This window comes from Fundidesulfovibrio putealis DSM 16056, assembly GCF_000429325.1.
GTDB classification, from domain to species: domain Bacteria; phylum Desulfobacterota; class Desulfovibrionia; order Desulfovibrionales; family Desulfovibrionaceae; genus Fundidesulfovibrio; species Fundidesulfovibrio putealis.
This window is the reverse complement of the sequence record NZ_AUBQ01000004.1, coordinates 512,104-522,511: the sequence shown is the minus strand read 5'-3', so window position 1 is coordinate 522,511 and position 10,408 is coordinate 512,104. Positions and strand designations below refer to the sequence as shown.

Here is a 10,408-nt window from a genome sequence, read left to right as displayed (position 1 = left end):
CGGGAAACTTGCCTCAAGACTAGGTCTCCCCGAAGGGCCCAGGTAGACTACCTGGTTGATAGGCCGCAAGTGCAAGTGTAGTGATACATTCAGCTAAGCGGTACTAATAGCCCGTTCGGCTTGACTCGCTTAACCAAACATAACGCGTTCCTCCCTTATTGACTTAAATATCATCAGGAATTTCCTGGTGGCCCCAGAGGAGGGGGTACACCCGATCCCATTCCGAACTCGGTAGTTAAGCCCTCCATCGCCGATGATACTGCCAGGACCGCTGGTGGGAAAGTAGGTCGCTGCCAGGATTCTTTTCAGAAAGGCCCGCATTAAAAATGCGGGCCTTTCGCTTTTTCAATGGTCGATTTCTCTTCATGAAGATTGGGGAAGACGCTAGCCCATACTTTCGTTTCTCATGCATCCTGCGTATTGTCTCGCTTGTCCAAACACTTGCCGGGAGATTCTGGCCGTGCCGACAATCATCACGCATCCTGCCGTTCCTGTTGCCCTTAGCCTTGCCTTTGGCCGCAAGGTCATCCCTGGGAGGCTGTTGCTCGCCGGAGTCGTCGTTTCAGTACTTTCCGATCTGGATGTCGTCGCGTTTCGTTTGGGCGTCCCCTATGCCGCAGAGTTCGGCCACCGAGGATTCAGCCACTCCATCCTGTTCGCGTTGGCGGCCGCCATGCTTGGTGCATGTATGTTTCGACAACTTCACAGCAGTTTTCGGTTTGCCTTCTTCTTTCTATTTTCATGCGCGCTTTCGCACGGCATTCTCGATGCCTTCACTAACGGTGGGCTTGGCGTCGCCTTTCTTTGGCCGTGGTCCGACGAACGATTCTTCGCCCATTTCCAGGTCATCGAAGCCGCACCACTCAGCCTCAAGCGCTTTCTCTCCCCGGTGGGGCTAGGCGTCTTATGGTCTGAACTCCTATGGGTTTGGTGTCCGCTGTTGGGGCTCGCTCTTGTCTCTCGCGCATTGCGTGGATTGAGTGGGAGACGATTACAGCGTATGAAGCCGGAAACACGCTGACACTTCACAACGCATTCTCCCTCATTCACAGGAATCATTCACAATGCACCTTTCCCCCTCTTCCCCCATCGGCATCTTCGACTCCGGCGTCGGCGGCCTCACTGTGGCCCGCGCTGTCATGGAGCGCCTTCCCCGCGAGAACATCGTCTACTTCGGCGACACCGCCCGCGTGCCGTACGGCGTGAAATCACGCGACACGGTGGCCCGTTTTGCCGAACAGATCGCCCAGTTCCTCCTGGCGAAAAAGGTGAAGATGCTCATCATCGCCTGCAACACCATGGCTGCCGTGGCCTTCGACGCAGTCCGGGCATTGTCGCCCGTGCCAGTTCTGGAAGTGATCGACGCCGGCGCACGCACCGCCGTGTCACGGACGCGAAACCGGCGCATCGGCATAATCGGCACGCCTTCCACCATCGATTCCGGGGCTTATTTGTCCGCCATTCAGCGCCACGATGAATCCGGCATGTTCATCACCACCCAGGCTTGCCCTCTTTTTGTCCCCCTGGTCGAGGAGGGCTGGCTGGAGCATCCGGTGACACGCCTGACCGCTTTCGAATACCTGACGCCGCTCCTGGCTCAGAACATCGACACGCTGGTGCTTGGCTGCACGCATTATCCTCTGCTCAAGCCCATGCTTTCCTCGGTGATGGGGCAGGGAGTGCGCCTTGTGGACTCGGCCGAGGCAGTGTCCGAGCGGGCTGAGGATCTTCTGCGCGACATGCACCTGGAAAACCCTGGGGTTGGCGAGCCCGACCACGTCTTCCACGTGACGGACGTGCCCCAGCGCTTCAAGGAAGTGGGCGAAAGATTTCTGGGACGCAGCCTGGGGAACGTGCGGGTGGAGAACCTGGGCTAGATGACGTCCTGACAGGATTGCCAAGCCGCAAGCCGGGCTTATATGTCTCAGGCGTGGATCAGCAGCTTTAACCCTGAACCCAAAATATGGAGAGTGTCTGCAATGTCCAAATCGTCTGGAAAATCGACGATTATTGTCATCCGGCAGGAGGATCTCCCTGCCATCCGAAAGAAACAGGCTCCACCAGCCAAAGTAATGCGTGACCGCACTGCTTACCGGCGAAAAGAGAAGCATGCCAAGCGCGGTGACACTTCAGGCCAAGAAAAAACGCCCGGCTGGGATATCCCACCGGGCGTTTTGTATTTCGTTGAAGGAGCCGGAATCAGGCCACGGCGTTCAGTCGCTGTTCGATGAGATTTTTGGCGCGAAGGGCCAACTGGCTCACTTCTGGCTTGGATATCTGGTCATCCGCTCCGACTGCCATGCCCTTGTGGCGCAGCTTGTCCGTGATGAGCGACGAGAACAGCAGGACAGGCAGCGCCCGGAGGGTAGTGTCGTCCTTGATGCGCTTGGTGAGGTTGTGTCCGTCCATGGTTGGCATCTCGATGTCGGACACCACAACCTGGACGTAGTCCGTGATGTTCTTGCCTTCCACCTCGGCCTTTTCCTTGACCTGGAGCAGCCTCTCCCAGGCTTGCAGGCCGGTGTTGACCACTTCCACCTCGAAGTTGGCCTTTTCCATGAGGTCGCGCAGCATTTCGCGCACCAGGGCCGAGTCGTCGGCGATGAGCGCCCGGTAGCGCGCTCCTGAGCGCCAGTCGATGCTGGTGTCCAGGCGCAGGCCCAGTTGCGGGTTAAGGTCCGCCACGATCTTTTCCAGATCCAGCAGGAAGACGATGCGGTCCTCCAGCTTGACCACGCCGGTAATGGATTCGCCGCTCAGGGTGGAGACATAGTCGTTGGGCGGTTCCACGGCTTCCCAGCTCAGGCGGTGGATTCTGGTGACGCCGGAAACCAGGAACGCGGTGGTCACCTTGTTGAACTCGGTGACGATGACCTTAGGCGAGTCGGTCTGGATGCGTTCCTTGCCCAGCCACACGGAGAGGTCCACCAGCGGGATGATGTGGTTTCGCAGGTTGAACGCACCCAGCACAGACGGATGCGACACCTCGGGCAGGGCCGTTACGCGGGGAAGGCGGATTATTTCCAGGACCTTGGCTACGTTGACCCCGTAATAGCCTTTGTACTCGGTCTTCCCGGACGAGTCGCCTTCCGGCACGACTTCGTCGAGATAAAATTCGACGATTTCGAGTTCGTTGGTTCCGGCTTCGAGCAGAATATTTGTCTGCGACATGGGGGTCCTCCGGGACGGGGTTGCTCGCCGGATCACTCTGGCGGGGAAAGGTTCACGCCGCGCGTTTCAGGTAACGCTGTTCGGAACAACCTCTCCGCCTGAAATTCAGGACGAGATCGACGCAATGATCGACTCCACTGCATCAATGATAGTTTTGGGCGTAGAGGCTCCGGCTGTCAAGCCGATGCGCGCCTTTCCGCGCATCTTTTCAAGCGGAAGCTCCTCGACGGTCTCCACGTGGACGCAGGGCACGCCCTGCGCCTCGGCAACCTTGACCAGGCGGCGGGTGTTGCCGCTGTCGCGTCCGCCTGCCACCACCATGAAGTCCACATCCCTGGCGATGGCGATGGCTTCCTCCTGGCGTCGCTGGGTGGCGTCGCAAATGGTGTAGAGCACGGGGATTTCCTTGCCCAGGGTCTCGAAAAGATAGTCGCGGATGCGCTCGAACTCGGCCTCGTCCTGCGTGGTCTGAGCAGCCAGGAAATATGAGTCGGTCGGGTAGACTGCGTGCCCTTTCAGTTCGTCCAGGCTGTCAAAGACGATGGCTCCGTGGGACGCGTGGCTCAGAAGCCCCCGCACCTCCGGATGCGCCTCCTCTCCGTAGAGCAGCAGGATGCCGCCCTTGTCCGCCTCCTTGGCGATGAGCCTCTGCGCCTTTTTCACTTTAGGGCAGGTGGCGTCGGCCACGGTGAGGCCGCGCGCTGCGAGGCGCTCATCCACGGTGCGAGGTATGCCGTGGGCGCGGATGAGCACGATGGCTCCGGGCTCGATGGCCTCCGGGTCCTCGGTGCGGCGCACGCCCTTGGAGGCATAGTGGGCAAGCACCTGCGGATTGTGGATGAGCGGTCCGAAGGTGTAAATGGGCACGTCCGGGTTCTGGTCTTTCAGGAGCTGATCGAGCTTGCGCAGGGCCAGGTCCACGCCCATGCAGAATCCGGCGGTCTTGGCTCTACGAACGGTCATCCCAGTTCTCCCTGATCTGAAGGTGGTGTTCAGGCCCCGGGGCCGGCTTGGCTTCAGCGATGCGGCCCGTGATGTCCGCCAGATGCTCCCAGGACATACACGAACCGACTTCCTGGCGCAACGCGCGTGCCCCCAGCAGATTGCGCACGTAGCGGGGCACGATGGAGCGCATGCGCAACAGCGCACGCTCCGGGCGGCCATATTCGCGGATGAGGGCGGCGTGGCGTTCGATGAGCCGGGCGATCTCGGGGCCGCTGGCCGGGGCGGTGGACCCGTCCAGGAAATGACGGAAGATGGCCGGATCGTACATGGCGCCGCGCGCGAACATCACGCCGTCCGCGCCGGTCTCGGCCAGGCAGCGGTGCGCGTCCTGCGCGGTGAACAGGTCCCCGCTTGCGATGACCGGCACGTTTGAGCGCTCTTTGAGCTCTTTGACGAGCTCCCATCTGGCCGTTCCGGAGTAGCCCTGGCGAGCGTGGCGAGGGTGCAGGCACAGCCAGGCCGCGCCTTCTTCTTCCACGGACTTGGCGATGTTGAAGACGCTCAGGTCTTCGGCGCTGGAGCCGGAGCGCAGCTTGACCCCGACGCGCCCCGGACCGGCCTTGGCCACCATGACCCGCACAATCCCGCGCAGGACGTCCGGCGTGCGCATGAGCGCCGAGCCCGCGCCGGTCTTGGCGACCTTGGGCACGGAGCAGCCGCAGTTGAGGTCGAACAGCGTAAATCCCTGGTCCAGGAGCATGTCCATGGCGCGGGCGAACATCTCGGGTTCGGCCCCGAAGAGCTGCACGGCCAGAGGGGAATCCTGCGGGCAGGTGGCCAGGAGGTCCTTGGTGCCGGGACTGAAATAGACCATGCCCTTGGAACTGACCATCTCCGTGACGGCGCAGGCCGCCCCGTACTCGCGGCAGAGCATGCGGAAGGGGAGGTCGGAGTATCCGGCCAGGGGGGCCAGCCAGGGGAATTGGGGACCGATTGGTGGCGTCATCATATCCGCCGCGACATCTACCCGGTGCGGCGCGCGTTGGCAATGCTTTGGTTGGCGGGCTGCCAGCAAGGCAATTTGAATAATTATCCTGTTATTCAAGCGTAATGGCGAAATGGCCGAGAGCATGGAGAGGCAATCATATGTCGAGGCGACCTTGACCTGGAGAGGGCTTTTGTCTAGCCTTTCGTATTCAAGCCCGCGCGTTGGCGCTTCGGGCAATACCATGAAAGAGGAATCTATGTCGCCCAAATCCGAGCTTATCTGGTTCGATGGTGCTCTGGTGCCCTGGGAAGAGGCCCGGGTTCATGTGATGACCCATACCCTTCACTACGGCGTGGGCGTATTCGAAGGGATCCGCGCCTACAAGCAGGCTGGCGGCGGTTCGGCCGTTTTCCGCCTTGAGGAGCACGTCCACCGGCTCTTCGACTCCGCCAAGATCGTGGAGATCAAGATCCCCTACACCGAAGAGCAGATTCTCTCGGGCATCCTGGAAACCCTCAAGGCCAACAAGATGGAGGAAGGCTACATCCGTCCCATCTCGTTCATCGGCACGGGCATGTCTCTGGGCGTGTTCCCGGGCAAGAACCCCATCCACACCGCCATCTGCGTGTGGCCCTGGGGTGCGTACCTGGGCGACGAAGCCCTGGAGAAGGGCATCCGCATCCGCACCTCCTCCTTCACCCGCCACCACGTGAACGTGATGATGACCAAGGCCAAGGTCTGCGGCAACTACGTGAACTCCGTGCTGGCCAAGAACGAAGCCCTGGCCGACGGCTACGACGAGGGCCTGCTGCTCGATACCGAGGGCTACGTGTCCGAGGGCTCGGGCGAGAACATCTTCATGGTGGTCAATGGCGTGATCAAGACTCCGCCCCTGACCTCGATCCTCTCCGGCATCACCCGCGACTCGGTGATCACCCTGGCCCGCGACCTGGGCTACGAAGTGCGCGAGTCCCGCTTCACTCGCGATGAGCTTTACACCGCCGACGAAGCCTTCTTTACCGGCACTGCGGCCGAGATCACCCCCATCCGGGAGCTGGACCGCCGCATCGTCGGGGAGGGCAAGGCCGGGCCGGTTGCCAAGACCCTGCAGAAGGAGTTCTTCAAGGTCGTGAAGGGCGAGAACCCCAAGTACGCCTCCTGGCTTGCCGGGTACACCGTTTAGCGGCGAACTGACTACTCGTCGCGCGCTTCGCCAATTGGACCGGCGTTTACCCCGTGGGTTCACAAGCCAGGAGCGCGATGTATATGACGGCGTGTATCCGGAACCGGTTGCCGCGCGACATTCCTGCATGAAGGGAGAAATCCGGCAGGCCTGTCGTTCAACTGTCCACAAACGCTCGCGCTCCGGGCGGCCCGGCATGTCCTGCCGGGACCGCCCGGAACGTCGCTTGGGAGGCTCCATGCGCGGTGTGATCGAAAGACGCCATGCGGTCGAGGTGTTCGCCAACAGGCGCGGCCTCGTGTCCATCCTGCAGCATCTGCCGGAGGGCGAACAGACGGTCGAGGTGCATCCCGAGGACGTCCCCCAGATGATCGCGCTCTTGCAGAATGCGGCCCTCGAAGCCGAGAATTTCAGGCAGAGCGCTGATTTCAACGAACAGAACGAGTGCTGCTGAGGTCCGATAAAACAACGCAATGGCAAGTCTTACCGCAAAATACCGGCCCCAACGCTTCAGCGACGTGGCCGGGCAGGAGTCCATCAAGCGGATTCTGTCCAGGGCCTCCGCCGAGGACAAGATCGCCCCGGCCTACCTCTTTTCCGGCACGCGCGGCGTGGGCAAGACCACTCTGGCGCGCGTTCTGGCCAAGGCCCTCAACTGCCTCACCGCGCCCACGTCCGAGCCCTGCAACGAATGCTCCCAGTGCCGCCAGATCACTGCGGGCATCTCGCCCGACGTCATCGAGATCGACGCCGCCACCCACGGTACGGTCGACGAGGCCCGCCGCCTCAAGGAAGATATCGGCTACGCGCCGCTGCAGAGCCGCTACAAGGTTTTCATCATCGACGAGGCGCACATGCTCTCCAAGCAGGCCTTCAACGCCCTGCTGAAGACCCTGGAAGAGCCGCCGGGCCGCGTGACCTTCATCCTGGCCACCACCGAGCCCCACAAGATCCTGCCCACCATCATAAGCCGCTGCCAGCACTACGTGTTCAAGCGGCTGGCCCAGCCTGAGCTTGAGGCCCACCTGTCGGGTCTTCTGGGGCTGGAGTCCATGGGCTACGAGCCCTCCGCCGTGAGCCTCATCGCCCGGCGCGGCGCGGGCAGCGTGCGCGACTCCATGTCGCTCCTGGCCCAGGTGCTGGCCATGGGCGGCGAGACCCTGCGCGAGCAGGACGTGCGCGACGTCCTGGGGCTTGCCGGGCAGGACGTGTTTCTGTCGCTCATGCAGTCCTTCAAGGAACAGGATTGCCTGGGCGTGAGTACGCTTTTGCGCAACGTGCTGGACCGGGGCCTGGACATCGGCTTCTTCCTGCGGGAGCTGGCCGCCTGCTGGCGCGACATGTTCCTGTTGAACCAGTCGGGCGAGAAGGCCCTGGACAACCTGGAGCTGAGCGAGGAGGAGGGCAGGCAGTGGCTGGCCTGGGCCGGGCAGTTCGACGCCCGCCACATCCACGCCTGCTGGCAGATGACCCTGGAAGGGCAGCGCCGGGTGATGACCAGCCTGGAACCCGCCCTGGCCCTGGAGCTCCTGCTGCTGAACCTTGCCTATATCCCCAAGCTTCTGTCCTTGGATGCGCTGAACGCTTCTGGCGGCACGCCTCCGGGACGCCCTGGCCCCGGTTCCGGCGCAGGCCCGAGGCCCATTTCGCCAAGCGGGCCTGGCGCTTCAGGCGCAGGCATGCCCCCTGCCGCGTCCCGGCCCGGTCCCGTGCAAGGCTCTGCCCCCGGCTCGGGCGGGGGATACCCGCAGCCCAGGCCGACCCAGGCCGCCGCCCCCGCGCCCACGAACGCATACGGAGCCGCGCTGCGCGCTCCCACGCCTGCTTACGGTGCTCAGGGGCAGGCTTCGCCTCCGCAGCCGCCCCAGGCGCAGCCCCGGCCCGCGCCGCAAAGCGCCCCCAGGCCCATGCCCGCTCCAGCTCCAGAGGCGTCCCCTGCACCCCCCGCTTCAAAAGAACCCGTAAGCGACCAGCCTCCGCCCTGGACCTCGGGGAGCACACCGGCCAGCCCGGTGGGCGATGTTTCCAGGCCCGTGCCCGCGCAGGCCGCGTCCACCAGAACGGAGTCTGCGCCTTCGAGCCCTCAGCCCAGGCAGGCCCCCGCCTCAGCTCCGGCTGCGCCCACAGGGTCGCCGACTCCTGCCGACGTGCCGCCTCCGTGGCAGTCCTCGGCCGATTCGGGCAGCGCCCCAGGCGAAGCCCCGTCCCGCGCCGCCTCGGACGGCCCTCCGTCCTGGGCCACCGAGGAAGGGCCTCCGGTTCAGGAAGAAGGCCCGCCGCTCATGGACTGGTCTGAAGAATACGCGGCCCCTGCCGAAGAGTCGGCCTCGAGAGTTTCCCTGACGGCCGACACCGGGCCGAAATCCGCCCCTGATGTTACGCCGTCTGGCGGGGTGGGACAGGGCGTCGCCGCTGTCGGGCCAGTCCAGGACGATCAGGACGAGGCGGACGAGGAAGACAGCCTCTCCGGCCACGACCTGGGCCAGCCCCAGCCCTCATCCGCAGAGAGCGGCGCGCCCGCGTCCTTCAGCGCTCCCAAAGGCCCGCCCAACTGGCCGGGCTTCCTGAAATACGCCCAGCAGGAGCTGCACGGCAACAACCTGCTCAAGACGGCGCTCAAGAGCGTGAACGGCACCTTCGAGGGAGATGAATCCGGCTGGACGCTCATGCTGAGCTGCCCGAATTTCCAGGCCAGCCAGATCCGCGACAAGAGCGGCAACCTGAACGCCTTGCAGACTCTGGCCAACGAGTACTTCGGGCGTCAGGTCCGCATCCAGATTTCCGCTGCCGCAGCCAGGAAGCAGCTCAGCCAGCAGGAGCTGCGGGCCAAGGCCGAGCAGGCCCCCCTGTTCCAGGAAGCCAGGGAAAGCATGGGCGCGTACATCATCGATGTTCGCGCAAAACACTAAGTCATCAAATATTCGGAGGGTATATGAAAGGCATGGGCGACATGATGCGTCAGGCTCAGATGATGCAGAAGAAGATGCAGCAGATCCAGGAAGACCTCAAGACGCGCACTGTTGAAGCCACCGCCGGGGGCGGCATGGTCACCGTGGTTGCCACCGGCTCCCAGGAGATCGCCTCCATTACCATCGACAAGGCCGTGGTGGACCCCGCCGACGTGGACATGTTGCAGGATCTGGTGCTGGCCGCCGTGAACGACGCCCTGAAGAAGTCCCGCGACATGCAGCAGGCCGAGATGGGCGCACTGACCGGCGGGCTGAAGATTCCGGGGCTGTTCTAGAGCATGAAGGCGCTCCCCAAGCCGCTGGCCGATCTGGTCGGCGAGTTGTCTTCCTTGCCGGGGCTGGGGCCGAAATCGGCCCTTCGCGCCGCCTTGACGCTGCTCAAGTGGCCCAAGGGCCGCACCCAGGGCCTGGGCCGGGCCATCCATGACCTGCGCGAGAACTTGTTTTTGTGCTCGCAGTGCGCCGGCCTCGCCGAGTCCGACCCGTGCCCCATCTGTGCGGACCCGGCCCGCAACGCCGAGTCGCTGTGCCTGGTCAGCGAATGGGACTCGCTCCTGGCGCTGGAGGAAACCGGCCTGTACAAGGGCCGCTACCTGATCCTGGGCGGGCTTATCTCGCCCCTGGACGGCGTGGACGCCTCCACCCTGGAGTTCGAGCGCTTCCAGCAGCGGCTGTCAGAAGGACACGTGCGCGAGGTCATCCTGGCCCTGGGCTCCACCCTGGAGGCCGAGGCCACGGCCAGCTACGTCAAGAACCTCCTGGAGCGCGCGGGGTCCGGCATCCGTCTCACCCGTCTGGCCCAGGGCATCCCCCTGGGAGCCGAGGTGAAGTACGTGGACAAGGAAACCCTCAAGCAGTCCATGGTTCACCGGCAGGATATCTAGCCGAACGCCTTCAACGGTGGCTTTTCCGGTGTATGAACCGAAGTGAAGAGAACCATTTGTTTTGTTGTTGAGAAACATGAGTGTTATGCAAAATACATCGCCAACCGCCGCCCGAACAGAAGGGTGAGTTGGTAGCGGGATGGGTTGATTGCGGATTCCAAAGAACGCAGCTCTTTGGCCGCCGGAGGCGTTCCTCTGCTGCGACTTTTACATGTTTCTCACATGTGGTTGTTTTCCAATGACGCGGCTCTAGCCGTTCGTCTTCAAC

10 protein-coding genes and 2 rRNA genes are annotated in these 10,408 nt (G+C 63.0%); 9 read left to right on the top strand and 3 right to left on the bottom strand.

Annotated elements, in window-relative coordinates:
• The 4 genes from G453_RS0105400 to murI all read left to right on the top strand — a co-directional run.
• Positions 1 to 128, top strand: a 23S ribosomal RNA gene (locus tag G453_RS0105400); the annotation flags it as partial.
• Between the two features lie 55 nt (positions 129 to 183).
• Positions 184 to 299, top strand: a 5S ribosomal RNA gene (rrf, locus tag G453_RS0105395).
• A 161-nt stretch (positions 300 to 460) separates the two neighbouring features.
• Positions 461 to 1,021 carry a metal-dependent hydrolase gene (locus tag G453_RS0105390; protein WP_027190225.1) on the top strand — a complete coding sequence of 187 codons (561 nt, stop codon included), beginning with the start codon at positions 461 to 463 and terminating at the stop codon, positions 1,019 to 1,021.
• A gap of 43 nt (positions 1,022 to 1,064) precedes the next feature.
• The gene (gene murI, locus G453_RS0105385) at positions 1,065 to 1,877 is read left to right on the top strand and encodes a glutamate racemase (protein WP_027190224.1); all 813 of its coding nucleotides are present in this window, start codon (positions 1,065 to 1,067) and stop codon (positions 1,875 to 1,877) included.
• Positions 1,878 to 2,199: 322 nt separating this feature from the next.
• On the opposite strand, the gene G453_RS0105380 is transcribed toward murI, so the two are convergent.
• From G453_RS0105380 to G453_RS22505, 3 genes are all read right to left on the bottom strand, one after another.
• Positions 2,200 to 3,171 (bottom strand): chemotaxis protein, encoded by a 972-nt coding sequence (locus tag G453_RS0105380; protein WP_027190223.1) that lies wholly within the window; start codon positions 3,169 to 3,171, stop codon positions 2,200 to 2,202.
• Positions 3,172 to 3,276: 105 nt separating this feature from the next.
• On the bottom strand, positions 3,277 to 4,134 hold the full coding sequence (ispH, locus tag G453_RS0105375) for a 4-hydroxy-3-methylbut-2-enyl diphosphate reductase (protein ID WP_027190222.1): 858 nt from the start codon (positions 4,132 to 4,134) through the stop codon (positions 3,277 to 3,279).
• The gene (locus G453_RS22505; RefSeq protein ID WP_051271752.1) at positions 4,121 to 5,122 is read right to left on the bottom strand and encodes a tRNA dihydrouridine synthase; all 1,002 of its coding nucleotides are present in this window, start codon (positions 5,120 to 5,122) and stop codon (positions 4,121 to 4,123) included. Before G453_RS22505 ends, ispH begins: the two co-directional genes overlap by 14 nt.
• A 238-nt stretch (positions 5,123 to 5,360) precedes the next feature.
• On the opposite strand from G453_RS22505, the gene G453_RS0105365 reads away from it, so the two are divergent.
• The 5 genes from G453_RS0105365 to recR all read left to right on the top strand — a co-directional run bounded on the left by G453_RS0105365 (position 5,361) and on the right by recR (position 10,140).
• A complete protein-coding gene (locus G453_RS0105365) occupies positions 5,361 to 6,287 on the top strand; it encodes a branched-chain amino acid transaminase (protein ID WP_027190221.1) in 927 nt (308 codons plus the stop codon).
• Between the two features lie 238 nt (positions 6,288 to 6,525).
• Complete coding sequence (locus tag G453_RS0105360; protein WP_027190220.1) at positions 6,526 to 6,741, top strand: hypothetical protein; 216 nt, start codon at positions 6,526 to 6,528, stop codon at positions 6,739 to 6,741.
• Between the two features lie 19 nt (positions 6,742 to 6,760).
• On the top strand, positions 6,761 to 9,196 hold the full coding sequence (gene dnaX / locus G453_RS29095) for a DNA polymerase III subunit gamma/tau (protein WP_084502110.1): 2,436 nt from the start codon (positions 6,761 to 6,763) through the stop codon (positions 9,194 to 9,196).
• Between the two features lie 23 nt (positions 9,197 to 9,219).
• Positions 9,220 to 9,531 carry a YbaB/EbfC family nucleoid-associated protein gene (locus tag G453_RS0105350; RefSeq protein WP_027190219.1) on the top strand — a complete coding sequence of 104 codons (312 nt, stop codon included), beginning with the start codon at positions 9,220 to 9,222 and terminating at the stop codon, positions 9,529 to 9,531.
• A gap of 3 nt (positions 9,532 to 9,534) precedes the next feature.
• On the top strand, positions 9,535 to 10,140 hold the full coding sequence (gene recR / locus G453_RS0105345) for a recombination mediator RecR (RefSeq protein ID WP_027190218.1): 606 nt from the start codon (positions 9,535 to 9,537) through the stop codon (positions 10,138 to 10,140).
• Positions 10,141 to 10,408 lie beyond the last annotated feature (268 nt).

Coding starts and splice junctions, on each gene's coding strand:
- G453_RS0105360 (WP_027190220.1), top strand. CDS start 6,526: ATGCGCGGTGTGATCGAAAGACGCCATGCGGTCGAGGTGTTCGCCAAC.
- ispH (WP_027190222.1), bottom strand. CDS start 4,134: ATGACCGTTCGTAGAGCCAAGACCGCCGGATTCTGCATGGGCGTGGAC.
- recR (WP_027190218.1), top strand. CDS start 9,535: ATGAAGGCGCTCCCCAAGCCGCTGGCCGATCTGGTCGGCGAGTTGTCT.
- G453_RS0105365 (WP_027190221.1), top strand. CDS start 5,361: ATGTCGCCCAAATCCGAGCTTATCTGGTTCGATGGTGCTCTGGTGCCC.
- dnaX (WP_084502110.1), top strand. CDS start 6,761: ATGGCAAGTCTTACCGCAAAATACCGGCCCCAACGCTTCAGCGACGTG.
- murI (WP_027190224.1), top strand. CDS start 1,065: ATGCACCTTTCCCCCTCTTCCCCCATCGGCATCTTCGACTCCGGCGTC.
- G453_RS22505 (WP_051271752.1), bottom strand. CDS start 5,122: ATGACGCCACCAATCGGTCCCCAATTCCCCTGGCTGGCCCCCCTGGCC.
- G453_RS0105380 (WP_027190223.1), bottom strand. CDS start 3,171: ATGTCGCAGACAAATATTCTGCTCGAAGCCGGAACCAACGAACTCGAA.
- G453_RS0105350 (WP_027190219.1), top strand. CDS start 9,220: ATGAAAGGCATGGGCGACATGATGCGTCAGGCTCAGATGATGCAGAAG.